Raw genomic sequence first — 26,255 nt, 5'->3', positions numbered from 1 at the left:
CCTGGCGGATCAGGCCAGCGTTTTACATCCGCATCAGCAGGCCGCCGTCGACGGCAAGTTCGATGCCGGTGATATAGCTTGCGGCGTCCGAAAGCAGGAAAAGCGCGGCGTTGGCCATGTCCTGCGGCGTGCCGATGCGGCCGAGCGGAGTATAGCTCGCCACGGCGGCGCGCTTCTCCTCGGTGTCCCAACGCGCTTGCAGCGGCGTCAGTGCCATGCCGGGGCAGATCGCATTCGAGCGGATGCGCTCGCCTGCGAGCTGCATGGCGAGCGACTTGGACAGCGCGCAAACGCCCGCCTTCGATGCCTGATAGGCGTCCTGCGGCTTCGGGTCGCCGCGATACCACTGGATGGTCGAGAAATGCACCATGGCGCCGCCGCGGCCACCAGCGCGCATCTGGGGAACGACGGAACGCGCGGTGTGCACGAACGACTTCAGGTTGATGTTGAAGACCTCGTCCCAAACGTCGAGATCCATCTCGAGCGCGGACCTGTCGCGACCGAACCAGAGCACGCCGGCGACATTGGCGAGATAGTCGATGCCGCCGCGTTCGCGGCCGGCGGCGCCGATGACCTGTTCGACGAAAGCGGCGTCGGTGAGGTTGCCCTGGGCGAAGGTCAGCCTATCATTATAGCCGGAAAGCGAGGCCGGACACGGCTTGACATCGATGGCGGTGACGGAGGCACCCGCCTCGAGCAGCGCAAGCGCGATCGCTTCGCCCATGCCGCCGCCTGCGCCGGTCACAACCGCATGCCTGCCGGTGAAATCAAAGACGACCATCCGTCGCCCCCTCTCTTGTTTTGCGCCAGGAGGCGTTTTGCGCCAAGACGCGACTGCGGGACAATAGGGGGCGGGCAAAAAATCCGAATGGCAGCATTGATTCGTCAGCTGATCCGCGGTCAGCAAGGGCTGCCCATCAGTTCCGCTGATCGTCGGCTCAAGCGAATTCGTGTGACAAGCAAGGCGACGCTCCCTACATGAGGCCGCTCAAGGAGCGATGGATGGTAGCGGAAGCAATCTCTGAGGGTCGGGCCGGGGGCGATTTCTGGGCCGGCGTGCGGCTGTCGATGCCGGTCGTCGTCGCTTCGGCGCCGTTCGCGTTGCTGTTCGGCACGATCGCGGTCGACAATGGTTTCTCCGTCCTCGAAGCCTTCCTGATGAGCGCCATGATCTATGGCGGCGCCAGTCAGATGGTCGGCATCGAGCTGTTCGGCCAGCATGTCGCGCCATGGCTGGTCGTGCTGTCGATCTTCGCGGTGAACTTTCGCCATGTGCTCTATTCGGCCGGCATCGGCCGGCGCATCGCGCATTGGCCGGTGCTGCAGCAGGCGGTCGGCTATTTCATCCTGACCGATCCGCAATATGCCATCGCGGAGGCTAGGGCAGAGTCCGGCCGTCCGGTCGGTTTCGTCTGGTATCTCGGCCTCGGCCTGCCGGTCTACGTTTTCTGGGTGATCGAAAGCGGCCTCGGCGCGGTGTTCGGCAAGTTGATCCCGAACACGCATGCGCTGGGCATCGATTTCCTGCTGCCGATCTATTTCCTCGGCCTGGTGCTTGGCTTCCGCAAGCGGCCGCTTTGGGCGCCCGTCGTCGCGGCCAGCGCCGCCGCCTCGATCATTGCCTACCGAACCGTCGGCTCGCCCTGGCATGTTTCGATCGGCGCGGTCGCCGGCGTTCTCCTGGCGGTGATCCTGCCGCCACACCATAGCGGCGTGGGCAAGCGGCCATGAGCACGACCTTCTGGATCATCCTTGCCGGCGCCGTCGCCACCTATCTAACCCGCGTCGGCGGCCACCTCGTCATCTCGCGCTTCGAGACGATCCATCCGCGCGTCGAGGCTGGCCTCAACGCCGTGCCGGCCGCTGTGCTGACGACGCTCGTCGCGCCGGAACTGCTGCATGCCGGCCCGACGGAATGGGCGGCGCTGGTCGTCACCGCGCTGGTGTCGCTGCGCGGCGGCCTGATGGCGATGTTCCTCGCCGGCGCCGCTGTCCTGATCCTGGCGCGCCAGTTCGTCGGGTAGATCAGATCTTCGCGTCGTGCGGCAGCGGCGCAGTGGCTTTCTCCAGCCAGGCCAGCGTCTCGCCGTCGACCATCGGGCCGATCTCGGCCAGCACCCGGGCGTGATACCGATCGAGCCACTGCAGTTCATCGCGGTGCAACAGATCGCTGCGGATGAGCCGCTTGTCGATCGGCGCCAGCGTCAGCGTCTCGAAGCCGTGCATGGCGATGTCGCCGCCTTCGATCGGCTGAGCCGGCGTGACCAGGATCAGGTTCTCGATGCGGATGCCGTAGTCGCCTTCCTTGTAGTAGCCGGGCTCATTGGACAGCATCATGCCGGCAAGCAGTTTTTCAGTTCCCGTGCGGGCGATGCGCTGCGGCCCTTCATGCACGGCAAGGTAGGAGCCGACGCCGTGGCCGGTGCCGTGAGCGAAGTCGCAGCCGTGCTTCCAGAGCGCCATGCGGGCAACGGCGTCGATTTCCGAGCCGCGCGTGCCGGCGGGGAAACGCAGCGTCGAGATGCCGATCATGCCCTTCAGCACCAGGGTGAAGCGCTCGCGCATTTCCTGCGTCGGCTCACCGATCGGCACGGTGCGGGTGATGTCGGTGGTGCCGTCCTGATACTGGCCGCCGGAATCGAGCAGGAACAACTCGCCGCCCTGCAGCTTGCGGCTGGTGGCGCGCGAGACGCGGTAATGCATGATGGCGCCGTTCGGGCCGGCGCCGGAAATCGTGTCGAAGGAGACGTCGCACAGCGGCATCTGGGTTTCCTCGCCGGTCCGCCGGCGCACCTCTTCGAGCTTGGTGACGACGGCGATTTCGTCGAGTGAGCCGGGCTTCTGGCGATCGAGCCAGCAAAGCAGCTTGGCAACCGCGGCGCCGTCGCGGCGATGCGCTGCCCGGCTGCCGGCGATCTCTGCCTGGTTCTTGGTGGCGCGCGGGATGCGGGCAGGGTCGGCGGCCAACACGACGGTGCCGCCATTATCCTCGGCCAGCATGCGCAGCTTCTCCGCCGCCAGCACCGGATCGAGCGCGATCTTGGCGCCGTTCCTGGCCAACTCGACAATCGCCGCTTCGAAATCGGCCGGATCATGCAGATCGGCAAGCTGCGTGAGATAGGCCTCGACCTGGCGCGGGAATTTGCGCTGGTCCATGAACAGCTGATGCTTGCCGTCGGCGGCGAGGATGGCAAAGCCGAGCGCCAGCGGCGTGTGCGGCACGTCACCACCACGGATGTTGAAGGCCCAGGCGATCGAAGAGGGGTCGGTCAGCACCGCATGGGTGGCACCGTCCTTTTCGATCGAGCCAGCCAGCCGGGCCAGCTTGTCCTTGGCGAGTTCGCCGGCAAGGTTGAGCGGATGGATCTCGACGGGTGCGCGCGGCGGCGGCGGCTGGTCCGTCCAGATGATGTCGATCGGGTTCCTGTCGAGCGGCACCAATGTCGCGCCGGATTGCTCGGCCGATGCCTTCAGCGCCTTGACCTCGCCGATCGTGTGCAGCCAGGGGTCGAAGCCGAGCCTTGCGCCCTTGCCGAGATTGTCCTTGATCCAGTTGGCCGGCGGATTGTCGATGAGGCTTTCGACGGTGAAGATCGACAGGTCGACCTCGCCGCGCACCTGGAGCGTGTAGCGTCCGTCGACGAAGATGAAGGCGCGGTCGCGCAGGATGATGGCGACGCCGGCCGAGCCGGAAAAGCCGGTCAGCCATTTCAGCCGCGCCGAGCGATCGGCGACATATTCGCCCTGGTGCTCGTCCGCGCGGGGCACCATGAAGCCATCGAGGTTATTTTCCGCCAGCCATTGCCGCAGCAGCGCCACGCGCGGCTTGCCGACGGCCGGATCGCCAGCAGAATCAAAGGTCTGGAACATTTTGGCATCTCCCTCGAATGGCTTGCGGCGAGCGTAGCGCATGCCTCGCCAATCCGGAATCGATTTCGGCAGGGCCAGACGACTGTCTCAGCGCTTGAGGTGGATCGTCGACCAGCCCTCGCGATGCGAGGTACGGACGTGGCGAAAACTCTGGCCGACATAGGCCGAGATCACCGCGTCGCGCTGCCGGTCGAGGATGCCGGAGAGCACCAGGGAGCCGCCGAGGCTGACGTGCCTGGCCATTTCGGGCGCGAGCCGCATCAGCGGCCGCGCCAGGATGTTGGCGACGATCAGGTCGAAGGGCGCGCGCTTGGCGAAGATAGGATGATGGAAGCCGGGCGCCGTCACCGTCTCGACCAGCGCCTTCACATGGTTGAGGCGGGCATTGGCGGCGGCGACGCGAACGGCGACGGGATCGATGTCGGTCGCCAGCACCGGAATATGCGCAAGCTTGGCAAGCGCGATCGCCAGCACCGCGCTGCCGGTGCCGAGGTCGAGCGCGTTGCGCGGTTTCTCGCGCCGCACAACCATGTCCAGCATTTCAAGGCATCCGGCGGTGGTGCCGTGGTGGCCGGTGCCGAAGGCAAGGCCCGCCTCGATCTCGATGGCGAGATCGCCGCTGTGGCGCCTGGCCCGGTCGTGCGACCCATGAACCAGGAAGCGACCCGCGCGTACCGGCTTCAAGCCTTCCAGCGAGCGCGACACCCAGTCGATATCGGGGATGGCCTCGCGCTCGACAGGTTTCGGCAGGCCGAGACCAGCGAGGATATCCTTGACGCGCTCTTCGACAGGACCGATGTCGCCATCGGCGTAGAGCGATACTTCGTGAATGTCTTTTTCCTCGTCGAGCTCCAGCACGGCGATTGGCAGGCCGTCATCCTCGAAGGCGGCGTCGAGCGCCGCGAAGATGCGGTCGGCTTCAATCTTGCCCGCGGTGAGATGGAGCCGGGTCTGCGCCATCAGGTTTGGCCGCCGGCGGCCAGCCGCTTCAGCTTGGCGACGGCGGTGTCGGCGCTCTCGCCATAGGCAATCGTGCCGGCGAAATCGCCCCTGGCATTGAGCAGCAGCACCGAAGCCGTATGGTCCATCGTGTAGTCGCCGTCGCCGGTGTCGACCTTCTTCCAGTAGATGCCGAAGGCCTTGGCCATGGCGTGCACCTTGTCCGGATCGCCGGTGATGCCGGTGATGCGGTCGGAGAAGTTGCTGACATAGGTGTTCATCGTCTCCGGCGTGTCGCGTTCGGGATCGACGGTGACGAAATAGGCGTTGAGGTCCTTGCCGCTGTCGCCCATCGTCTTCAGCCAGCCGGCCAGTTCGAACAATGTCGTCGGGCAGACTTCCGGGCAGTGGGTGAAACCGAAGAAGACGACGCTCGGGTGGCCCCTGAAGGCCGCCTCGGTGATCGGCGCGCCTTTCTGGTCGACCAGGGTGAAGGGCGCGCCGAAGGGCTCGCCGCCATAGTGCCCCCGGTACCAGTCGAATGTCAGCCAGCCGATGCCCGTCGCCATCAGGACGAGAATGCCGACCAGGATTGAACGCATCATCTGAAGGTATCCGTCATTGTTGCCTGGCCCATCGGGCGGTGTTGCAGGCGATTTGGCGCTGAGTCTTAGCGGTTCGACGCCGCGCGCGCAAAGATGTCGCGTTGCCGCAACCAGTTGGACGGGCCGACGGTGCAATGGGCGCCTTACCGATCGTTAATTTGACCGGCCTCGCTTCCAAACTATCTTCCATGAGCCTTTGACGATGGAGGGACCTGTAATGTCCAATATGCCTGCAGCGTCCTATTCGAGGACCCAGGTCTGGCTGCATTGGAGCATAGCCGCGCTGATCCTGGTTCAGTTCCTGGCCCATGACGGCATGGAGCATGTATGGCGCGCGCTGCGCCGCGGGCAGGAAGCCGCCGCCGGCGACTGGTCGCTGGCCTACATGCACGTCGTGCTCGGCCTTGCGGTGCTGGCCTTGGCTGCGTGGCGGCTGTGGCTGCGGGCGACGCGCGGCGTCCCGCCGGTTTCGGGCATGGAACACCCGGCGCTGCGGCTCCTCGCCAGGGCAACGCATCTCGTGATCTACGCGCTCATTTTCGCGGTGCCGATTTCGGGGGCCGCAGCCTGGTTTCTTGCAGTACCGGGCGCAGGGCGGCTGCATGTGCTCGGCAAGGACATCCTGCTCTACGTGGTCCTGCTGCACATTGCCGGCGCGATGGTTCAGCACTTTGTCCTCAAGACGAACGTGCTGCGCCAGATGCTGGCGTTCCGCCAGGCGTAGTTGCACGGCGCGAGCGCTGTCGATCGTCTTGCAAACGCCATGCCCTTATCCCACCTGTGGTCGGCAAACGCGAACCGAGGAGGCTTCCTTGCGAAAACTGACCGGCTTATTCGCCGCGTGTCTTGCCTTGATCACCGGCGCGGCCATGGCCGACGAGGTGGGCAAAGTGGGTGTCGACTGGGTTGGCAACGACATCATGATCGACGCGATCAAGGACCCGAAGGTCGACGGCGTCACCTGCCATGTCGCCTATTTCGACCGCAGCATCATCGACCGCCTGCATAAGGGCAACTGGTTCGAGGATCCTTCCGATTCCTCGATCTCCTGCCGCCAGACCGGGCCGATCACCATCGGCGATATCGACGTCAGTGAGGGCGGTGAGGAAGTCTTCAAACAGGGTCTCAGCCTGATCTGGAAGAAGCAGGTGGTGAACCGCATCTACGACAAGAAGAACGAGACGCTGATCTACCTGTCGCATTCGCGCCAGGTGCAGAACGGCTCGGCGAAGATGTCGGTCACGACCGTGCCGCTCTACGGCCAGAACGTGGTGTGGACGAAGGGCAAGCCGCAATAGTCTCTTCGATCGGCCCGGGCCAAAACCGGTCCCGGCTTGCGAGGTGGTTCCGGCGGGCGTAAAGCCGCGCCATGAACCGCCCCGAAAACCTCATTCTCAAGGACGCCGAGCCGCGCATCCATCCGACCGCGGAGTTGAAGGCATGCAAGCTCGGCCGCTATGCCTCGGTCGGCGAGCGGGTGATCCTACGCGAGGTGACGGTCGGCGACTTTTCCTATTTCGAGCGTCATTCGGAAGCCATCTATACGACGATCGGCAAGTTCTGCTCGATCGCCGCCAACAGCCGCATCAACGCTCTCGAACATCCGATCGAGCGGCTGACGCAGCACAAGGTCAGCTACCGCCCGAACGAGTATTTCCGCTGGCTGGGGGTGGACACGCAATTTCGCGCGCGGCGGCAGGCGAAAGCGGTCAATGTCGGCCACGATGTCTGGATCGGCCATGGCGCGGTCATCGTGCCGGGTGTCACGATCGGCAATGGTGCCGTCATCGGCGCCAATGCCGTGGTGACGCACGACGTTGCACCCTACACAATCGTCGCCGGCATTCCGGCAAAGCCGTTGCGCCTGCGGTTCCGCGCCGACGTGGCGGCGCGCATCGAGACCCTCGCCTGGTGGGACTGGGCGCCCGAGAAACTGGCCAGGGCAATCCCCGACATGCAGGCCATGCCGATCGAGGCCTTCCTCGATCGCTGGGAAAACGATCCGGCCTGAGGCTGGTTACCCGATGCGGCGTTGAAGGAGTCCAGGCGAGGCCAAGCCTCGGTTCAGGCGGGTTGCCCCTTCCGCCATGCGGGGGTGGCGCAGCGGAAGGGGCTGGAGGTAAACCGCCGTAAAGCGGAAGGAACAGGCGTTTGCCTGTACCGGCACTATGGCGACAAACGGATAAGGTGTCTTGTCGCATGCCCATGCTTTCTGCGTGCACATGATTGCAGGCACGTGTCGGCAGAACAATTCGTTCGGCGGGAACCCGGAGAGGCCACAGCTTGTTTCTTCGGAAACGCCGCGCTCCTGCGGCTGTTCGAGGGATTGCATGGTCGAGAAACTTTTCACCAGCATTGCCAATCGGGTGGCGCATCTGGCCGGAATGCCGTCAATCTTTGCCGTCTGCATGCTGATCGTGGTTGCATGGGCAGCAAGCGGTCCGATGTTCGGATTTTCGGACACCTGGCAACTCGTCATCAACACCGGCACCACCATCATCACCTTCCTGATGGTGTTCCTGATCCAGAACACTCAGAATCGCGACGGCGCGGCGATCCAGGCCAAGCTCGACGAGCTGATCAGGGTCAGCCGCGCCCACAATAACTTCATCGGCATCGAACACCTGACGGAATCGGAGGTCGAGGAAATTCGCGCCAAATGCGAGGCGGCGGCGAAACGGCACGATCGCAAGATCGCCGAGGCCGCGGCCAAGAAGGCGGTGGCGGGCAAGACCGGCTCCAAGAAGAAAGCGGCCGCCTGAGCGGTCCGCTCCAGGTCCTCAGCGGCGCATGAACGCCGCGAACGCGTCCTTGTGATCGGGGTGCCAGCGCGACAAGGCGGGGCGGTTCTCGATGATGTCGCCGATCGCCCAGGCCATGCGCTTTTCATCCATCGGCCGCGCGACCTCGTTGTCCGGGCACAGGATGTAAAAGTCATCGTCCAGCAGCGATGCCAGCATGAAATCGATCACCTGCTCGCCGGTCCAGGCGCCGGCGGGTTTTTCCGTCGCGCCTTCGGTCAGGCCGGTATAGGTGAAGCCCGGGATCAGCAGATGCGCCGATATGTTCGCGCCAGGTTCGTTGCGCAGCGCATGCGCCAGCCCTTCGGTAAAAGTCTTCACGCCGGCCTTGGAGACGTTGTAGGCGAGGTTGCCGGGCGGCGTGGTGATGCCCTGCTTGGATCCGGTGTTGACGATCAGGCCCGGCCTTCCGGTGGCCAGCATGCGCGGCGCGAAGGCCTCGACACCATGCACGACGCCCCAGAAATTGATGTCCAGCAGCTGCTTCCAGGCGTCGCGGTTCTCCCACGGCTTGCCCGGATTGTTGCCGACGCCGGCATTGTTCATCAGCACGGAAACCGCGCCGAAGGCATCGTGAGCCAGTTCCGCCAGCCGGTCGACGTCCTCTGCCTTCGAGACGTCGGTCGGGATCGGAAGGACGGCATCGTCGCCGGCAATCGCCGCGACGGCCTGTCTCGCCTGGTCGAGACGCACCCCGCCGATGTCGGCAAGCACCGTCTTCATGCCCATCGCCGCGAACCGTTTCGCGGCGGCAAGGCCGATACCGCTGGCGCTGCCGGTGATCACGGCGACATTGCCGGAGGCGAAAGCGGGCAGGGCGGTCTGGATTTCGGCGTCGCTGGTCATGATCTCTATCCTTGTTCGGGTCGGGCCGAACTTAACGCCGAGCGCCGCCGAGGCAAGGCTGGTTCGTCCGAATGGGTGGCCGCGACCGCGGCAACGTTGACCGCGATAGCTGCAACTGGTTGACCGCGACGGCGGCAACTGGTTGATCGCGACGGCGGCAACGGGTTGACCGCGACGACGGCAACGGGTTGACCATGGCGCCGACAACGGGTTGACCATGGCGGCGCCCGCCGCGCATGGTGCCCTGAAAAAGGAGTTCGGCATTTGACCGACTGGATCGGAATCCTGAAGGAGCAGACCGCCAACGGCGACCAGATGGGGCGCGAGGTGCCGAAGATGCTCGACAATCCCGACATCAGCGAGGCGCAGGTGAAAACGCTGTTTGCGGCGCTGGAAAAGCAGGCGGAATTCGCCGAGAAGCTGCGGCTCGCGTTGGAGAAGTTCGGCCATGACTTCGCAATCATCAAGGCGGCTGAACGGCTCGAGGAGCGTTATGCCGATCTTGCCGCTTCCGTGGCGGAAAAGCTGAAAGCGATGCGGAAGTAAGTTCTATTTTTCGATCAGTCTCTCAAAACGCTTGTCGGGCACGAACCAGATCGTTGCCACAAGCACGTAGATAGCCACGCTGACCCACTGGTTGAAGAAACTGAGCAGCACGGCAATGATGTAGAGCGCCAACGAAATCTTGCCTTTGTTGTCGCGGCCCACTGCCTTGGCGAAGGTCGTGTCGGCGCCGTGCAGATGGCGCAGCTTGACGACCAGAATGGTATAGGCAACGGCGCAAAGCACCAGGTCGATACCGTAGACGGCCACGGGCGCCGGAGCGAAATCGTTTTCCCCCATGAAGGCCGTGGTCACCGGCATTAGCGACAGCCAGAACAGAAGGTTGAGATTGGCCCACAGGACGCGGCCGTCGACGCGCTGCACGGTGTGGAACATGTTGTGCAGGTTGTTCCAGTAGATGCCGACATTGATGAAGGACAGCACGTAGCTGAGGAAGATCGGCCACTGCGGCAAAAGCGTGGAGAAGTCCTCACCGTGCGGGACTTTCAAATCCAGCACCATGATGGTGATGATGATCGCGACCACGCCATCGGTGAAAGCCTCTACCCGTCCCTTGCCCATGCTTCCTCCCTCGTCGGTTGACGGAGGTTACGGGATGAAGACGCGCCTGACCATCCTGCCAGAATTGTCAGGAGCGCGTTCGGCAGGCGGAACAGCGCCATTACATGGGTGTTGGGGCTACAACCAGCGGAGGTCGCCATGACCAGCGACATTCAAACCATGACGCGCGAAAATGGGCTCGGCGGCGCCGCCGCGATGGCCGCCGTCGCGGCGATGATCGCCGCGCTTTTTGCCGGCAGCACGGCGCTGACACCGCTCTATGTGATCTACAAGCAGGCCTTCGGCTTCTCGCAGATTACGTTGACGCTGGTCTATGCCGTCTACGTGGTCGGCAATCTGGCGGCGCTGCTGTTTTTCGGCAGGCTGTCGGATGCCATTGGCCGCCGTCCGGCGGCCATGGCGGCAATGGCCGTCGCCGTGGTCAGCGCGCTGTTTTTCCTCTTCGCAGAAAACCTCGCCTGGCTCGACATCGCCCGCATCTTGAGCGGACTCGGCATCGGGATCGGCGCGGGAACCGGCACTGCCTGGCTTGCCGAACTGATCGAGGGCAAGGACAAGTCGCGCGCCGCCATAATTGCCACCAGCACCAACTTCGTCGGTCTCGGGGGCGGCGCGCTACTGTCCGGGCTGCTCGCCCAATATGCACCCTGGCCGCTCCGGCTGACATTCGGTGCCTATCTTGTCCTGCTTGCGCTGGTCACGCTGCTGATCTGGCGGACGCAGGAAACGATCTCCAGGCCCGGGACACTTTCCGATGTCTCGATGCGGCCGCGGCTTTCGGTCCCCGAGGACATTCGCGCGCAATTCGTCGCGCCGGCCGTGACCGGCTTCGGCGCCATGGCGCTGGTCGGTTTCTACGCGGCGCTGGCGCCGAGCATCCTGGCGCAGCAGCTCCATGCGACCAATCATGCCGAAGCCGGCGGGTTGTTTTTTGAACTGTCGATCGTGGCGGCAGCGACCATTGTCGGCACCGCATGGCTGTCCAGCCGCTCCATCATGCTCGCCGCGCTGGTGCTGATGATCCCGACCGTGGCGCTGATCGTGGCAGCGCAGGTCTACGCCTCGATGGCGCTCATGATCGCCGCGACGGCGATCTGCGGCGTGGCGGCGGCGCTTGGCTATCGCGGCGGCCTGCAAGTGGTGAACCAGATCGCGCCCGCAGACCGCCGCGCCGAGGTCGTGTCGGCCTTCTTCATCTGCTGCTTCTGCGGCAATGCGCTGCCGGTGATCGGCATCGGCGTCCTGTCGAGCCTGACGAATGCGACGACGGCAAGCCTGGCCTTTGCCGGCATGATCACGGTCTTCTCGCTGGTTGCGCTGGGGTTCGGCGCCAAATACGCGCGGTAGTCCGAGGCGATCGCCTCACCCGTTCGGTGTCTCGGGCGAGAGATGGGCGCGCTGGCGCGGCACGCCGAGGCCGGTGTCCGGCGGCTCGCCGCCAGCCGGCCGGTCCTCGATCATATGCATCGTGCGCCAACGGCCGAAGCGGTAATAGGCGGCGGCAAGCACCAGCGACGTGATCGAACCCGCCGGAAAGCTCCACCACAGCGCCTCCTCACCGATCCAGCTCCTGAAGAAATAGGCAAAGCCGGTACGCACGATCAGTACCGAGATGATCAGGATGATCAGCGGCGGCATGACGGCGCCGGTGGCGCGCACCGTGGCGAACAGAACGATGGTGATGCCGAACAGGATGAACGACCAGGACGCCGCCTTGTTGATATGGGTGGCAATGTCGATCGCGATGCTGTCGGTGCTGAGGAAAAGGCTCAGCACCGCGCGGTCGAAGACGAACAACAGTGCCACCAGCGCGCCGGTCAGCACCAGGTTGAAGCCGACACCCGACGCCGCAACCTTGCCGATGCGGTCCCAACGGCCGGCGCCGACATTCTGCGCCGCCATCGAGGAGACCGCGGCGCCGATGGCGAGAGCCGGCATCTGGATATAGGTCCAGAGTTGCGCGGCGATGCCGTAAGCGGCGGCGACCTGCGAGCCATACGAATTGACGAGGCCCATCACGGTCAGCGCGGCGGCCGAGATGACGATCATCTGCAGGCCCATCGGAATGCCCTTGAACACGACGATGCGCAGCAGCGCCGGGTCCGGCTTGAGCAAAGCCAGATCACTGCCCGCCAGCCGAAGCGGATGCCTGCGGACATAGAGCACGCTCAGGATGGCGATCACGCTCACCGTCTGGCCTACAAGCGTCGCGGTGGCCGAACCGGCGATGCCGAGCTCGGGGAAGGGACCGATGCCTCGGATCAGCAGCGGATTGAGCACGACGTCAAGGACGACCGCCAGCGCCATGAAGACAAACGGCGTTCGCGAATCGCCGGCGCCGCGCAGCACGGTCATGACGAAGGACAAAAGGTTCATCATCGGCACGGCGACGAAGATGATGCGCAGATAGCTCCGCGCCAGCGGCAAGGCATCCGCCGGCGTGCCGAGCCCCGTGAGGATGGCGTCGACCCAGATCCAGCCGCAGACCGCGAACACCACCGAGACCAGGAAGAAGAAGGTGGCGCTGGTGCCGACGATGCGCTTCGCCTCCAGCAGGTCGCGGGCGCCGACCGACTGCGCCACAAGGATCGTCGCCGCCATGCCGATGCCGAACACGGTGCCGAGGATCAGGAACAGCACCAGATTGGCGTTGGAGGTCGCCGTCAGCGCCGCCTCGCCGAGAAAGCGGCCGACCCAAACGGCGTTGATCGAGCCGTTGAGCGACTGCAGCACGTTGGAGCCAAGCACCGGCAGAGCGAACAAGAGCAGCGTGCGCGGGATCGGGCCGCTGGTCAGGTCGCCGACACGCCGGCGACTGGGCTTTTCGTCATCCATGGCGGTACCGAAAAATGAAGCGGGCCCGCGATGCTATCGCAGGCCCGATGTTCATGCATCCCTTTCAGGATCAGACCGGATGACGGGCAGCCGCCCGTCACCGCTTACTGACCGGCGACGGTATTTCCCGAAAGACCGGGCAGGGTGACCTGATAGACCAGAAAGGTGGTGTCGACGTCGGCGCTGTCCTCGGCCTTGTAGGGCGCGCCGACCTGGAAGCCGTCCTGGGTGAGGAAATCGTTGTCGTTGGCGACGAACAGGAAATAGTCGTCGGGCAGTTTTGGATCGAGCACACTGACCAGCGACATCGCCTCCCACTTCTCCGAGAGGTTGTTCTTGTCGTTCGGCGCGCCATTGTGCAGGCCGAAGCGGCCGAGCTCGCCCTTGTCGTTGATGTCGATGAACGAGGTAAGCTTGGCCGGCGTCACCGACGGGTCCAGCACGCCCTTCGGCGCGACCGGCTTGTCGGCGGCGTCGAAGGGTCCGCCCGCGATATCGGTGGCGCCGGAGAGGTCGACGATCTCGATCTTGCGGTAGAGCGACTCGTCGCCCTTCACGCCCTGGCCGTTGCCGCTGTCGCGCGCCAGCATCAGGAAGCTCTTGTCGGACAGCGCCACGATCTCGCTTTGCGCGGCGACCTTGGTCTTGCCCTTGGCGTCCTTGAACACCGGCAGCGGCACGACATATTCGTGCGCCAGTCTGAGGTGGGCGAGGTCGGCGGCGTCATAGACCAGCGCCCGGGTGTTCTGCCGGGTCGTGCCGGAATCGCCGCCGTCCTGGCGCGGCGCCGATTGCAGCACGGCGATCAGGAACTTGCCGTCAGGCGTCATCGACATGCCTTCGAGGCCCTGGTTGTTCTGGCGCCCGGTCTCGGGATCCTTCGGATCCGGTTCGGCCGCGCCCGGGCCGGGATTATCGGAAGCGAAGTTCGGCTTGCCGTGGCGCATCGGCACCAGCGCGGCCGGCGGCTGCGTCGCCGACATCAGGCGGCCGTCGGCCGAGAAGCGGTAGATATTTGGGCCGTATTCGTCGGAGATGAACATAGTGCCATCGGGCAGGCGCACGATCGCCTCGTCGTCGAGCGCTAGCTTGCCGTTGTCGGCCTGCGGCAGGATCGGCATGTCGCCGGCGGCGGGACGCACGCCGTTCAACGGATCCAGGCCGGTGGTGTCGGCGCCCTTGTCGTCGGTCAGCAGCATCGTGTCGGCGAGCGTCGCCTTGACACCCGACTGTTCCTGTCCCGCGGCAGGCGCGGCACCCGGTGCCGTCGGGGTCAGCTCGATCGCGATGGTGTTGAGGCGGGCGCGGTAGTCGGTCGTGCCGACGACGTTGTAGCCGCGATCCGGCAGCAGCCAGAGCGAGCCCTTGTAGCCGGCGCCGTCCCTTGCCCAGCCCTTGGTATCGATCGCCATCCCGGAACCCGAACCGAAAGTCTCGCCGAACTTGTCCTTCTGGCTGGCCGGAATGCGGCCGACGCCGACAAGCCCCTTGTTGACATAGGCAACGCCGTCGGCGAGTGCCGGGCTGAGAGCGGTGAACAGGGCGAGTGCCGCGCAGAGCGCGATGGTTCGGTTGAGACGTTTCATGAATATCCCCTTCTTGACGAGCATGCCGGAGGCCGAAGCCTGAAAGGGAGCGGCATCCACCATGCGGTCAGCCCTCTCCGACATGCGGTCTAGGACGCCAACATGATACTTGCGTGACAGGAGAGGGGCACTCAATCGCTGTCGCGCGCGATGAGTTCCAGCGGCCAGACTTCGCGAATGATGCGTGGGCCCTCCGGACCGGCGAAGGCGGGGAGCCATGCCAGCAGGATCTCGGCCAGCCGGCGGCCCATCGGCTCCAACGCCGGACGGAAAGCAGTCAGCGCCGGCGAGAAATAGCGGCAGAGCGGGGTGTCGACGATGACGGTCACGGCAATGTCGTGGCCTGGCCGGATGCCCATCTCGGCCAGCGCCTTGCAGCCGCCGAGCGCCATCGCGTCATTGTTGAAGATGATGGCGGTCGGCTTATCCTTGGATAGCATCACGCGCGGCGTCACCTGATAGCCGCCGGCCTCGTTGATGAAGCCCTCCGCGATCAGTCCGGGGTCGACCTCGATGCCATGCCGCTGCAAGGCCTTGCGATAGCCGTCGAGGAACAGATAGCCAAAATTGAGGTTGAGCGACGGGCGGATGGCGGCGATGCGGCGGTGGCCGCGCGCGACCAGCCGGTCGACCGCGTCGCTCCCCGCCTTCTCGAAATCAAGATCCAGCGATGGGTAGGACGTGCCGCCCGAGCGGCTGCGGCCGAGCGTGGCGAAAGGGAAGCCCCTCTCGGCAAGATAGTCGATGCGCTCGTCCTCGCGTCGTGTCCAGGCCAGCACCACCGCGTCCGCGCGACGCGTCTCGACGACGCGGCGCAGGCGCTCCTGCTGATAGTCGCCCGGAGCGCCCATCACCACGATCAGATCGAGCCCGCTTTCGGCGAGCTGCGCCTGCAAGCCGGTCAGGAACGGAATGAAGAAGGGCTCGCCATATTCCTGGTCGCCCGGATGCGGCTGCAGCATGAAGGCGATCGAACGGGTGGCGCCCTGCCTGAGACTGCGGCCGGACTGATTGGGCGAATAGTTCAGCTCCCTGGCCGCTTCCAGCACGCGCTGACGCGTATCGGCATTGACGTCGGCACGGCCGTTCAACGCGCGCGAGACGGTGCCGATCGAGATGTTCAGGTGACGCGCAAGATCGTGGATGCTGGACGCCAAAGACGGTTCTCCCTCGCCTTGGCTAGCACCGCCCGCCGCTCAGGCCAAGGCGAAAAAGGATGAATTTTGCGAGCGGCCAATTGACATTCTACGCCTTCGGGTGTGTTCTCGTAAACGTTTACGGAACAACGTTTACGGCGATGCCGTGAATGCCGGTGTTCGGTCTGGAGGGACCGGACGGAGGAGGAGCGCTGGATGATGAATGTCGTCCTAGTCGGGTGCGGAGCCATGAGCACGCGCTGGCTCGACGCCGCAAGGCAGATCGACGGGCTTGCGATTGTCGGCCTTGTCGATCTTGATGCCGAGCGGGCAAGGGCGAGGGCGCGCGAATACGGGCTTGCCACGGCCGTCATTGCGACCAGCGTCGACGCCATTCTCGACCAGACAAAGCCGGATGCCGTATTCGACGTCGTTGTCCCGGCGGCCCGGCGCGAAGTTGCCTTCTCCGCTTTCGCGCACAATTGCCATCTGCTGACCGAGAAGCCGTTGGCCGACAGCCCGGAGAGCGCGCGCGCCATCGTCGAGGCCGCGCGCCGCGCCGGGCGTGTTCACGCTGTCGTCCAGAACCGCCGCTATGTCGCCGATGTCAGGCGCATTCGGCGATTTCTGGACTCAGGCGCCATCGGCAAGCCGACCAGCATTCACGCCGACTTCTTCGTCGCGCCGCATTTCGGCGGCTTCCGCGAGGAGATGGCCCACGTCCTGTTGCTCGACATGGCGATCCACACCTTCGATGCCGCCCGCTACATGGTCGCCGGCGAGCCGGCCAGCGTCTATTGCCAGGAATGGGAGCCGGCCAATTCCTGGTACCGGCAGGGATCGTCAGCGAGCGCGATGTTCGACCTCGGCGGCGGCAAGGTCTTCACCTATGCCGGTTCCTGGTGCGCCGATGGCTTCCGCACCAGTTGGGAAGGCAGCTGGCGCATCGTCGCCGAGCGCGGCAGCCTCATCTGGGACGGCCATGACACACTGAAGGCGGAGGTGGTCGTGCCGGGCCGCGACGGCCTGTTCGACAAGACCCAGCCGATCGAAGTGCCGCCGCTCGATCCCGCCGACCGTGTCGACGGCCATCTCGGCATCATCAAGGACTTCATGCGCGCGATCGAGACCGGCACCGAGCCCGAGACGCGCGGCGCCGACAACATCCGGAGCCTGGCCATGGTCTTCGGCGCGATCGAAAGCGCGGAGACCGGACGGCGCGTCGCTATCGCAGAGGAAATGCAATGATGCCAAACCCGCTCCTCGACATCAGGATCGGCACGATGGTGCGGGCCAATCTCGACGACCCGGCAGCCTATATCAAACAGATCCTGCCGCTCGGCTTCGAGAGCATCCAGCCGTTCTTCTGGCAGACGCTGGGCGGGAAGGACCTGCCGCGGCTGGCCGGCCAAATAAGCGAGGCGATCGGCGACGCCGATGTCACAGTCTCCTCGATCGGCGTGTTCGGCAATCCGCTGGAGAGCGGCGATACCGACCGCGGCGTGCTCAAGGCCTGGGAAACGGTCATCGACAATGCGCATCTGTTCGGCACGTCCACGGTCAGCGGCTTCACCGGCCGCATCCGCGGCAAACCGCTGACCGACAGCCTGCCGCGCTTCCGCGAGGTCTGGGGGGCGCTCGCCAGGCGCGCCGCGGACAAGGGCGTGCGCATCGCCTTCGAGAACTGCGCCATGGACGGCAACTGGGCGAACGGCGACTGGAACATCGCCCACAATCCCGACGCCTGGGAATTGATGTTCAACGAAGTGCCGGACGACAATCTCGGCCTCGAATGGGAGCCCTGCCACCAGCTCGTCTACCTGATCGATCCGATCCCGCAGATCCGCAAATGGGCGCCGCGCATCTTCCATGTCCACGGCAAGGACGCGACGGTGCGCTGGGACGTGATCCGCGAGCATGGCGTGTTCGGGCGCCTGCCATTCGTCCAGATGCGCACGCCGGGCTTCGGCGACAGCGACTGGACGCGGGTGATCAGCGAGTTGCGGCTCGCAGGCTATCGTGGCGCCATCGACATCGAAGGCTGGCACGATCCGGTCTATCGCGGCGACCTCGAGATCACCGGCCAAGTGCGGGCGCTCGAGTATCTGAAGCAATGCAGGGGAGGCGCCAGCTACCTGCCAAATCCGGTGTGAGGACCGGCCGGCGGGAGGAGTCGGCCGAAGATTGCGGCTTCACGCCGATCGTTTGTCGAGAACCCTCCGTTGCGAGGGACCAAAAAAGGGAGGAACGTGCATGAGCATCACGACCAGAAGGACTGTTCTGCGCTCGACCGTCGTGGCAGCCGCCGCGGCGCTCGGCGCCTCGATCTCCACCTTGCCCGCGCAGGCGCTCGACGCCCAATGGTGCAAGGACGTCCACATCCGCTTTTTCGTCGGCGGCGCCGAGGGCGACGCCTTCGGCACCATCGTCTATAATGGCGCCAAGCAGGCGGCGGCCGATCTCGGGCCGAAGGTCGACTACATCTTCTCCCAGTGGGATGTCGAGAAGATGGTGCAGCAATTGCGCGAGGCGGTCGCGGTCAAGCCGCAGGGCATCGCCATGATGGGCCATCCGGGCGACGCGGCGATCATGCCGCTGGCCGAGCAGGCGCATAAGGACGGCATCAAGATGATGTACCAGAACGTGCCCGTGCCGAAGGTGGTGGCGGCGTTCGGCGGCGGCTATGTCGGCGCGCAGCAGGAGCAACAGGGCCGCGCGCTCGGCGTCGAGGCGTTCAAGCTCGGCAAGCTCAAGGCCGGCGACAAGGCGATCATGATCGGCCCGTTCGAGAACGAGAGCCGCGGCGCGCGCGAGCGCGGCACGGTGGCGGCCTTGAAGGAGGCGGGCGTCGAGGTGATCCAGCTCTCCTCGCCGCCGAGCGGCGAATGGGCCTCCGATCCCAACCTCGCCATCCCGGTCATCACCGCGGCGCTGCTCAACCACCCCGACGTCAAGGCGGTCGGCTATCCCGGCGGGCAGATGCTGGGCAATGTCGCCACCTACATGCAGGCCGCAGGCCGCAAGCCCGGCGACATCTTCAATTTCGGTTTCGACACCAGCCCGCAGATCGTCGAGGGCTTCAAGGGCGGCTGGGTGCAACTGACGGCCGACCAGCAGCCGTTCCTGCAGGGCTACCTGCCGATCCTCAGCCTCTGCCAGCAAGTGGTGCTTGGGCTGGCGCCGATGAATGTCGACACCGGCGCCGGTTTCGTGACGCCACAGAACTACGAGATCGTCTCAGAGCTCGCCAAGCAGGCGCTGCGCTGACCTCCCAGGCGGCCGGCCGGGCTGAGCCCGGCCGGCCGGACCGCCGGCGACGAGCCGGCAAGCGACAATCGAGGCGAGGAATGCCATGGGCGAACGCATCATCGAACTGCGCGACATCAAGAAATCCTACGGCCAGGTCTATGCGCTGGGCGGCGTCAATCTCAGCGTCGACCGCGGCGAGGTGGTCGGCCTGATCGGCGACAACGGCGCCGGCAAGTCGACGCTGATCAAGATCCTGTCCGGCGTGGTGAGGCCGACCAGCGGCGAGATCCTGGTGCGCGGCGAGCCGGTCACCGGATGGAGCGCGGCGCGCTCGCGCGACGCCGGCATCGAGACCGTGTTCCAGGACCGGGCCCTGGCCGTGCAGCAGACGATCGTGCGCAACATCTTCATGGGGCGCGAGCTGACTGGTTTTCTCGGCTGGCTCAAGGTCAACAAGGAGATCGAGGAGGCAAGCCGGCTAATGCGCGAGATCGGCTTCACCTCGAAAGTGTTCACGCCACACTCGATCGTCGGCCAGCTGTCCGGCGGCGAACGCCAGGGCGTGGCGATCGCGCGCGCCATCTACAAGCAGGCGGAGCTGATCATCCTCGACGAGCCGACGACGGCGCTGTCGCTGACCGAAACCGCCAAGGTCTTCCACTTCGTGCGCCAGGTGCGGGCGAGCGGCCGGTCCATCCTGTTCATCGGCCACAACATCCACCACGTCTTCGACATTGCCGACCGCTTCGTCGTGCTCGACCGCGGCAAGGTCGCGCTGACGGCAGATCGCAGCGAGGTCAAGTCGGCCGAAGACCTCATCAACTTCATGGAAGACGTAGCACACCCGGGCGGGCTGCCCGGGTTGCATGAAGGCGCGGAAGCGGAGCAGAGAGCGTGATGAGCAAAGCCATGGAACCCGATCTGCAAACCCCTCTGGGACGGGCAAGCGGCCAGGCAAGCAAGGAGTGGCGCCACCCCTCCGACAACTGGCTGCGTGGCTTCATCCTCGACAACCGGGCGGCGCTCGGCACGCTCGGCGTCTTCATCGTCATGATGGCGGCGTTCATGATCGCCAACCCGACGGTCTTCACCACCTGGTATCTCTACAGTTCGGTGCTGACGACGCTGCCCGTTGCGCTGTTCGTGGTGGTGCCGCTGGTCTTCGTCGTCACCTGCGGCGAGATCGACCTGTCGTTCCCTGCGACGATGGGCTTTGCTTCCTGGGTCTTCGCGCTGGTCGTGCAGGCTGGCTACGATCCGTTCCTTGGCATTGCCGCGGCGATTCTCACCGGCACGCTGCTCGGCTTCCTGGTCGGCTCGCTGGTGGTCTATGGCGGCCTGTCATCGCTGATTGCCACGCTCGGCATGAATTTCCTGCTGCGCGGGCTGATCCAGATCATCAACGAGGGCAAGTCGACGGCCCTGACCGGTCTCAGCGACAGCTGGGCCTATGCGATCTTCTCAAGCCAGGTCTGGGGCATTCCGGTGCAGATCTTCTGGGCCATCGCCTTCGTCGTCTTCTCGGCGCTGCTCTACAACCGCCACCGCTTCGGCGCGCAGGTGAAAGTGGTCGGCGACAATCCCGACAGCGCCAAGCAGATGGGCATCGACGTCAAGCGCGTGCGGGTCAAGGTGTTCGTCTTCGTCGGCATCGGCGCGGCGATCGCCGGCACGTTCTCGGTGATGATCAATTTCACCTGGTGGCCGACGGCCGGCGACGGCTATCTGCTGCCGGTGCTCGCCTCGGTGTTCGTCGGCGGCACGCCGACCTGGGGCGGCATCGGCACGGTGGTCGGCGGCGCGATCGGCGCTGTCACCGTCTCCTTCATCCAGACAGGCGTGGTGGCGGCGGGCCTCAGCGGTTTCTACGTCCAGTTCTTCAACGGGCTGATCATCATCCTGTCGCTGCTCGGCCACAAATGGAACCAGGCAAGGTATCGGTGAAAAGTCCCGCTCAAATGCCTGTGACAAACCCGTCCAGGACGCGCTTCTGGCCGGCCTTGTCGAAGTCGATGGTGAGCTTGTTGCCTTCGATGGCCGAAATGTTGCCGTTGCCGAATTTCTGGTGGAAGACGCGGTCGCCGACGTTGAAGGCGGATGGCGTGTCGGCGACGGATTTGGCGACCAGCTCACCTTCGATGGTGCGGCCTTTCACCGAGGTGCGGCCGGCGCCGTAGCCTGAGTCGGTCTCGCCGTAGCCGATGCGCTCGACCTGATGGCCGGAGCGCGTCCCCCAGTTGCGGTCGGTCGCTTCGGTGCGGTTGGCCTGCGCGCGCTGCCAGCCCGGCGTCGCATAGGTATTGGAGAAGCTGCCCTGATCCTTGGCGCCGACATTGTCGAAGCGGGAGGCGCCATAGGGATTTTGCCGGCCACCGCCGCCACGGCCCGAGGCGAATGAGCCGCCGCCATACGGATTTCCGTAGCCGCCATAGGAGTTGCCGCCGTCGGCGACATCGACATGGGTTTCCGGCAGTTCATTGACGAAGCGGGACGGCATCGTCGATTGCCACAGGCCGTGGATCTGGCGATTAGAGACGAACCAGATGTGCAGGTTCTTTTTCGCCCGCGTCAGCCCGACATAGGCGAGCCGGCGTTCTTCCTCCAGGCCGGAGCGGCCGCCTTCGTCCAGCGCGCGCTGGTGCGGAAACAGGCCTTCTTCCCAGCCTGGGAGAAAAACGGTCTCGAATTCGAGACCCTTGGCCGAGTGCAGTGTCATGATGCTGACGGCGTCCTGTTCGGCATTCTGCTCGGCATCCATGACGAGCGCCACATGCTCAAGGAAGCCACGCAGCGATTCGTACTCCTCCATGGAACGGATCAATTCCTTGAGGTTTTCCAACCGCCCAGGCGCTTCGGCCGAACGGTCGTTCTTCCACATGTCGGTGTAGCCGCTCTCCTCGAGAATGGTCTCGGCGAGCTCGGTGTGCGGGGTCGTTTCCAGCGCCTTTTGCCAGCGCTCGAAATTGGCAGCGACCTCGCGCAGCGCGGCGCGCGGCTTCGGTTTCAACTCGTCGCTTTCGGCGAGCGTGGCTGCCGCCTCCAGCATCGGAATGCGCAGAGCACGCGCCGTGTCGTGGATCTGGCGGATGGTGGCTTCGCCGAGACCCCGCTTCGGGGTGTTGACGATGCGCTCGAAGGCAAGGTCGTCGCCGCTGTTGGCGACGACACGGAAGAAGGCCAGCGCGTCGCGGATTTCCAGCCGCTCATAAAAGCGCGGGCCGCCGATGACGCGGTAATTCAAGCCGAGCGTTATGAAGCGGTCTTCGAAGGCGCGCATCTGGAAGGACGCGCGCACCAGAATCGCCATGTCGTTCAGATTGTGCCGGTTTCCTTGTCTATCCGGGCGCTGGTAGGCCTCGATGACGTCGCCGATAGCCCGGGCCTCTTCCTCGGAGTCCCAGGCGGCGTGGACATGCACCTTGTCGTCCTCAGGGTCGTCGCGGTCGGTGAACAGCGTCTTGCCGAAGCGGCCTTCATTGTGGGCGATGAGGTGGGAGGCGGCGCCCAGGATATGGGCGGTGGAGCGGTAGTTGCGCTCCAGCCGGATGATGGTGGCGCCCGGGAAATCCTTGTCGAAGCGCAGGATGTTGTCGACCTCGGCGCCGCGCCAGCCATAGATCGACTGGTCGTCGTCGCCGACGCAGCAGATGTTTACTTTGTTTTCGCTCACGGCCGCGCGCTCGCTCCGCTCGCTGGCCTCCGCGGGGGCGGCCTGACCGGCCGACGCCCGGTCGGGCTTGCGGCCTTCGGCCGAATCCGAACGCGCAGAGCGTCCCGCACCGGGGCGCTGCGCCAGGAGCCGCAGCCACATGTACTGGGCGGTGTTGGTGTCCTGGTACTCGTCGACGAGGATGTATTTGAAGCGCTTGTGATATTCCTTCAGCACGTCCGGATAGGCGCGGAAGATGCGGATCGGGTGATAGAGCAGGTCGCCGAAATCGCAGGAATTCAGCGTCTGCAGCCGCTCCTGGTAGGCTTTGTAGAGCTGGCGGCCCTTGCCGTTGCCGAAGCTACGCGCATCGCCTTCCGCAATCTCGTCGGGACCGAGGCCCTTGTTCTTCCAGTTGTCGATCATCTGGGCGAACGTCTTGGCCGGCCAGCGCTTGTCGTCCAGCCCTTCGGCCTGGATGATTTGCTTGATCAGCCGTACCACGTCGTCGGTGTCGAGGATGGTGAAATCCGACTTCAACCCGGCTAGCTCGGCGTGGCGACGAAGCAGCTTCACGCCGATCGAGTGGAAGGTGCCGAGCCACGGCATGCCCTCGACATTGCCCTCACCGATCAGGATGCCGATGCGCTGCTTCATCTCGCGCGCTGCCTTGTTGGTGAAGGTAACGGCGAGGATTTCTCGCGGGAAAGCCCTGCCGGTGGCAAGGATGTGGGCGATGCGCGTGGTGAGCACACGCGTCTTGCCGGTGCCGGCGCCGGCCAACACCAGAACCGGGCCCTCGGTGGTTTCGACAGCGAGCCGCTGCTCCGGGTTCAGGCCCTTCAGATAATCGGGCGCGCCGTTCTGGCCGCTGCGCGCCGCCATGGCACGCGCAGCTATGCCGGACGGGGCCGCGGGCCGCGCATTCGGTTCATCGAAAAAAGGCATGTCCTCGGAAAAGCCCGACATCGCCCCGAATGTAGTGATTCGGGAGCGAAAGACCAGAACTGTCTACGTTTTGTTCTATTTTCGCGTGTCTGGCTCCAACTTGACAGCCGGAGCGGGTGAGGGAAAGCTGCCGGCAGGACAGGGACGGCTAGCCGTCGCCTGGAAGCCGCTATGGAGCGGTTCATCGTTTCACGGAAACGCGGAACCGCTCCATCTCATTGTTTTGATGCAATTCCGGACGGAAAGACCGCTTCACACTTTTCCTGAAATTGCTTTAAGCGTGCAACAGTCGAAGGAGCACCGTCTTGGCTGTCACCATCACCTCCCTCGTCCTCTTGCTCATCGGCCTGGTTCTTGGTGGCGGCGGCATCTGGCTCGCCGTGCTGGGCGGCAGCTGGTACTACGTGATCGCCGGCCTGGTCTTCCTGATCACCGCCTGGCTGCTGTTCAGGCGCAGGTCGACCTCGCTCTGGCTCTATGCGCTGTTCGTGCTCGCCACGCTGTGCTGGGCGGTCTGGGAAATCGGCTTCGACTGGTGGCAGCTCGGCCCGCGCGGCGGCGTCATCGTGCTCGTCGCCTTGTGGCTGCTGACGCCATGGTCAAGGCGAGGCTTGAGAGGCCCGGACGGACGCGCGCCGCTGATCCTGGCCGTGCTCGCCTCGCTAGCCGTCGCCGGTTATTCGATGACGGCCGATCCCAAGGATATCAGCGGCACGCTTGGCAGTGAGAAAATGACGACGGCGGCCAATCTCGGCGGCGACATGCCGGCCGGCGAGTGGCGCTTCTACGGCCGCACGCCGTTCGGCCAGCGCTATTCCCCGCTCGACCAGATCACACCCGACAATGTCGCCAAACTGCAGCCGGCATGGACCTATCGCACCGGCGACGTGAAGGGCCCCGACGATATCGGCGAGACCACTTATCAGGTGACGCCGCTGAAAGTGGGCGACGCGCTCTACATCTGCACGCCGCATAATTTCGCCATCGCCATCGACGCGGCGAGCGGCAAGGAGAAATGGCGCTACGATCCGAAGATCAAGCTCGACCCCAACCGCCAGCACCAGACCTGCCGCGGCGTATCCTACTATGCCGACGCCAAGATCGCCGCCGGCCAGCCTTGCGCCGCGCGCGTCTACCTGCCGACCTCCGACGCCAGGCTGATCGCGCTCGACGCCGCGAACGGGCAGGTCTGTCCGTCCTTCGCCGAGGGGGGCACGCTCAATCTGATGGCCAACATGCCCTATCCGAAGTCGGGCTATTACTATTCGACCTCGGCGCCGCTGATCGTCGGCGGCAAGATCATCGTCGGCGGCGCGGTCAACGACAATTATTCGACCGAAGAGCCGTCCGGTGTCATCCGCGCCTATGATGTGGGCACCGGCGCGCTTTTGTGGAACTGGGATTCCGGCAATCCCGACCAGACGACGCCGCTTCCGGCCGGGCAGAAGTACACCAACAACTCGCCCAACATGTGGTCGACCGCGAGCGCCGACGAGAAGCTCGGGCTGCTCTATTTGCCGCTCGGCAACCAGACGCCGGACCAGCTCGGCATGGGCCGTAGCGCCAATGTCGAGAAATTCTCGTCCTCGATCACGGCGCTCGACCTCAACACCGGCCAATTGCGCTGGGTGCGGCAGACCGTGCATCACGATTTGTGGGACATGGACGTGCCGGCCCAGCCGACGCTGGTCGATATCGCCACGGGCAGCGGCGTCGTGCCGGCGCTGGTCGGGCCGACCAAGCAGGGTGACCTCTACGTGCTCGACCGGCGCACCGGCGAACCGATCATCCCGGTGAAGGAGGTGCCGGCGCCTGGCGGTGCCATCGAGGGTGACCATGCCTCGCCGACCCAGCCGGCCTCGGACCTGTCCTTCAATCCGGAGCGGCTGACCGGCGCCGACATGTGGGGCATCACCATGTTCGACCAGCTGGCGTGCCGGATCGAGCTGAAGAAGCTGCGCTATGAGGGACGCTACACGCCGCCTTCGCTGCAAGGCTCGCTGATCTATCCGGGCAATTTCGGTGTCTTCAACTGGGGCGGCGTCGCGGTCGATCCCGTGCGGCAGGTGATGTTCGGCATGCCGACCTATCTTGCCTTCACCTCGAAGCTCATCCCGCGAGCCGACGTGCCGCCGCCGGGCGACAACAACAAGGGCAGCGAGCAGGGGCTGAACCGCAACGAGGGCGCGCCCTATGCGGTGGTGATGGGACCGTTCCTGTCGCCGCTCGGCATTCCCTGCCAGGCGCCGCCCTGGGGCTATGTCGCCGGCGTCGACCTCAAGACGGGAAACATCGCCTACAAGCACCGCAACGGCACCGTCTACGACATGACGCCGCTGCCGCTGCCGTTCAAGGTCGGCGTGCCGGGCATCGGCGGTCCGATGATCACGGGAGGCGGCGTCGCTTTCCTGGGCGCCGCGGTCGACGATTATCTGCGCGCCTATGACCTCACCACAGGCAGGCAGCTCTGGCGGGCGAGGCTGCCGGCCGGCGGACAGTCGACGCCGATGACCTATACGGTGGCCGATGGCCGCCAGTTCGTGGTCATCGTTGCCGGCGGTCACGGCTCGGTCGGCACGAAGCCGGGCGATTATGTGATGGCCTACACGCTGCCTAGGTAGATTCAGGTGAGGCCGTTTGCAGACCGGCCTGACCTGGATCCTGGC

Annotated in this window: 24 protein-coding genes; 14 read left to right on the top strand and 10 right to left on the bottom strand. The window is 65.0% G+C overall.

What is annotated here, in order from left to right:
• Positions 1–22: 22 nt before the first annotated feature.
• On the bottom strand, positions 23–781 hold the full coding sequence (locus F3H96_RS07590; RefSeq protein WP_149791326.1) for an SDR family oxidoreductase: 759 nt from the start codon (positions 779–781) through the stop codon (positions 23–25).
• A 221-nt stretch (positions 782–1,002) separates the two neighbouring features.
• Between F3H96_RS07590 and F3H96_RS07585 the strand changes: the two genes are divergently transcribed.
• Together F3H96_RS07585 and F3H96_RS07580 are read left to right on the top strand one after the other, a co-directional pair.
• On the top strand, positions 1,003–1,731 hold the full coding sequence (locus tag F3H96_RS07585) for an AzlC family ABC transporter permease (RefSeq protein ID WP_149791325.1): 729 nt from the start codon (positions 1,003–1,005) through the stop codon (positions 1,729–1,731).
• Positions 1,728–2,024, top strand: a complete 297-nt coding sequence (locus tag F3H96_RS07580; RefSeq protein WP_149791324.1) for an AzlD family protein — start codon at positions 1,728–1,730, stop codon at positions 2,022–2,024. The genes F3H96_RS07585 and F3H96_RS07580 overlap by 4 nt, the downstream gene beginning before the upstream one ends.
• A gap of 1 nt (position 2,025) precedes the next feature.
• Here the strand turns inward: F3H96_RS07580 and F3H96_RS07575 are convergent, their stop codons facing one another.
• The 3 genes from F3H96_RS07575 to F3H96_RS07565 form a co-directional block, all read right to left on the bottom strand.
• Positions 2,026–3,870, bottom strand: a complete 1,845-nt coding sequence (locus F3H96_RS07575; RefSeq protein ID WP_149791323.1) for an aminopeptidase P family protein — start codon at positions 3,868–3,870, stop codon at positions 2,026–2,028.
• A gap of 87 nt (positions 3,871–3,957) precedes the next feature.
• A complete protein-coding gene (locus F3H96_RS07570) occupies positions 3,958–4,830 on the bottom strand; it encodes a 50S ribosomal protein L11 methyltransferase (RefSeq protein WP_149791322.1) in 873 nt (290 codons plus the stop codon).
• Complete coding sequence (locus F3H96_RS07565) at positions 4,830–5,414, bottom strand: SCO family protein (protein WP_149791321.1); 585 nt, start codon at positions 5,412–5,414, stop codon at positions 4,830–4,832. Before F3H96_RS07565 ends, F3H96_RS07570 begins: the two co-directional genes overlap by 1 nt.
• A 217-nt stretch (positions 5,415–5,631) precedes the next feature.
• Here F3H96_RS07565 and F3H96_RS07560 point away from each other — a divergent pair, with 217 nt between their 5' ends.
• From F3H96_RS07560 to F3H96_RS07545, 4 genes are all read left to right on the top strand, one after another.
• On the top strand, positions 5,632–6,138 hold the full coding sequence (locus F3H96_RS07560) for a cytochrome b/b6 domain-containing protein (protein ID WP_188131316.1): 507 nt from the start codon (positions 5,632–5,634) through the stop codon (positions 6,136–6,138).
• Between the two features lie 145 nt (positions 6,139–6,283).
• Positions 6,284–6,712 (top strand): CreA family protein, encoded by a 429-nt coding sequence (locus F3H96_RS07555; RefSeq protein ID WP_244619944.1) that lies wholly within the window; start codon positions 6,284–6,286, stop codon positions 6,710–6,712.
• 71 nt (positions 6,713–6,783) lie between these two features.
• Positions 6,784–7,425 carry a DapH/DapD/GlmU-related protein gene (locus tag F3H96_RS07550; RefSeq protein WP_149791318.1) on the top strand — a complete coding sequence of 214 codons (642 nt, stop codon included), beginning with the start codon at positions 6,784–6,786 and terminating at the stop codon, positions 7,423–7,425.
• Between the two features lie 319 nt (positions 7,426–7,744).
• The gene (locus F3H96_RS07545; RefSeq protein ID WP_149791317.1) at positions 7,745–8,176 is read left to right on the top strand and encodes a low affinity iron permease family protein; all 432 of its coding nucleotides are present in this window, start codon (positions 7,745–7,747) and stop codon (positions 8,174–8,176) included.
• 18 nt (positions 8,177–8,194) lie between these two features.
• Here the strand turns inward: F3H96_RS07545 and F3H96_RS07540 are convergent, their stop codons facing one another.
• Positions 8,195–9,061 (bottom strand): SDR family NAD(P)-dependent oxidoreductase, encoded by an 867-nt coding sequence (locus tag F3H96_RS07540; protein WP_149791316.1) that lies wholly within the window; start codon positions 9,059–9,061, stop codon positions 8,195–8,197.
• A gap of 264 nt (positions 9,062–9,325) precedes the next feature.
• Here F3H96_RS07540 and F3H96_RS07535 point away from each other — a divergent pair, with 264 nt between their 5' ends.
• The gene (locus F3H96_RS07535; protein ID WP_149791315.1) at positions 9,326–9,607 is read left to right on the top strand and encodes a hypothetical protein; all 282 of its coding nucleotides are present in this window, start codon (positions 9,326–9,328) and stop codon (positions 9,605–9,607) included.
• 3 nt (positions 9,608–9,610) lie between these two features.
• Here the strand turns inward: F3H96_RS07535 and F3H96_RS07530 are convergent, their stop codons facing one another.
• A complete protein-coding gene (locus F3H96_RS07530) occupies positions 9,611–10,186 on the bottom strand; it encodes a TMEM175 family protein (protein WP_149791314.1) in 576 nt (191 codons plus the stop codon).
• Between the two features lie 138 nt (positions 10,187–10,324).
• Here F3H96_RS07530 and F3H96_RS07525 point away from each other — a divergent pair, with 138 nt between their 5' ends.
• Positions 10,325–11,533 (top strand): MFS transporter, encoded by a 1,209-nt coding sequence (locus tag F3H96_RS07525; protein WP_149791313.1) that lies wholly within the window; start codon positions 10,325–10,327, stop codon positions 11,531–11,533.
• Positions 11,534–11,548: 15 nt separating this feature from the next.
• On the opposite strand, the gene F3H96_RS07520 is transcribed toward F3H96_RS07525, so the two are convergent.
• From F3H96_RS07520 to F3H96_RS07510, 3 genes are all read right to left on the bottom strand, one after another.
• A complete protein-coding gene (locus F3H96_RS07520) occupies positions 11,549–13,021 on the bottom strand; it encodes an MATE family efflux transporter (protein ID WP_149791312.1) in 1,473 nt (490 codons plus the stop codon).
• A 104-nt stretch (positions 13,022–13,125) separates the two neighbouring features.
• Positions 13,126–14,607 carry an esterase-like activity of phytase family protein gene (locus tag F3H96_RS07515; RefSeq protein ID WP_149791311.1) on the bottom strand — a complete coding sequence of 494 codons (1,482 nt, stop codon included), beginning with the start codon at positions 14,605–14,607 and terminating at the stop codon, positions 13,126–13,128.
• Between the two features lie 131 nt (positions 14,608–14,738).
• Complete coding sequence (locus F3H96_RS07510) at positions 14,739–15,764, bottom strand: LacI family DNA-binding transcriptional regulator (protein WP_149791310.1); 1,026 nt, start codon at positions 15,762–15,764, stop codon at positions 14,739–14,741.
• Between the two features lie 195 nt (positions 15,765–15,959).
• On the opposite strand from F3H96_RS07510, the gene F3H96_RS07505 reads away from it, so the two are divergent.
• The 5 genes from F3H96_RS07505 to F3H96_RS07485 all read left to right on the top strand — a co-directional run bounded on the left by F3H96_RS07505 (position 15,960) and on the right by F3H96_RS07485 (position 20,936).
• The gene (locus tag F3H96_RS07505) at positions 15,960–16,991 is read left to right on the top strand and encodes a Gfo/Idh/MocA family oxidoreductase (protein WP_149791309.1); all 1,032 of its coding nucleotides are present in this window, start codon (positions 15,960–15,962) and stop codon (positions 16,989–16,991) included.
• Complete coding sequence (locus tag F3H96_RS07500) at positions 16,988–17,896, top strand: sugar phosphate isomerase/epimerase (RefSeq protein ID WP_149791308.1); 909 nt, start codon at positions 16,988–16,990, stop codon at positions 17,894–17,896. Before F3H96_RS07505 ends, F3H96_RS07500 begins: the two co-directional genes overlap by 4 nt.
• A gap of 100 nt (positions 17,897–17,996) precedes the next feature.
• Positions 17,997–19,010 carry a substrate-binding domain-containing protein gene (locus F3H96_RS07495; protein ID WP_149791307.1) on the top strand — a complete coding sequence of 338 codons (1,014 nt, stop codon included), beginning with the start codon at positions 17,997–17,999 and terminating at the stop codon, positions 19,008–19,010.
• An 85-nt stretch (positions 19,011–19,095) separates the two neighbouring features.
• On the top strand, positions 19,096–19,890 hold the full coding sequence (locus tag F3H96_RS07490; protein WP_149791306.1) for an ATP-binding cassette domain-containing protein: 795 nt from the start codon (positions 19,096–19,098) through the stop codon (positions 19,888–19,890).
• Complete coding sequence (locus tag F3H96_RS07485) at positions 19,890–20,936, top strand: ABC transporter permease (RefSeq protein ID WP_149791305.1); 1,047 nt, start codon at positions 19,890–19,892, stop codon at positions 20,934–20,936. Before F3H96_RS07490 ends, F3H96_RS07485 begins: the two co-directional genes overlap by 1 nt.
• 10 nt (positions 20,937–20,946) lie before the next feature.
• Here the strand turns inward: F3H96_RS07485 and F3H96_RS07480 are convergent, their stop codons facing one another.
• Positions 20,947–23,610, bottom strand: coding sequence for a UvrD-helicase domain-containing protein (locus F3H96_RS07480; RefSeq protein WP_149791304.1), 2,664 nt, complete (start codon positions 23,608–23,610; stop codon positions 20,947–20,949).
• A 284-nt stretch (positions 23,611–23,894) separates the two neighbouring features.
• On the opposite strand from F3H96_RS07480, the gene F3H96_RS07475 reads away from it, so the two are divergent.
• On the top strand, positions 23,895–26,210 hold the full coding sequence (locus tag F3H96_RS07475) for a glucose/quinate/shikimate family membrane-bound PQQ-dependent dehydrogenase (RefSeq protein ID WP_149791303.1): 2,316 nt from the start codon (positions 23,895–23,897) through the stop codon (positions 26,208–26,210).
• The last annotated feature ends 45 nt before the right edge of the window (positions 26,211–26,255 follow it).

It is taken from the genome of Mesorhizobium sp. NFR06 (assembly GCF_900115245.1).
Lineage (GTDB): Bacteria > Pseudomonadota > Alphaproteobacteria > Rhizobiales > Rhizobiaceae > Mesorhizobium.
This window is presented reverse-complemented; position numbering and strand designations above follow the sequence as displayed.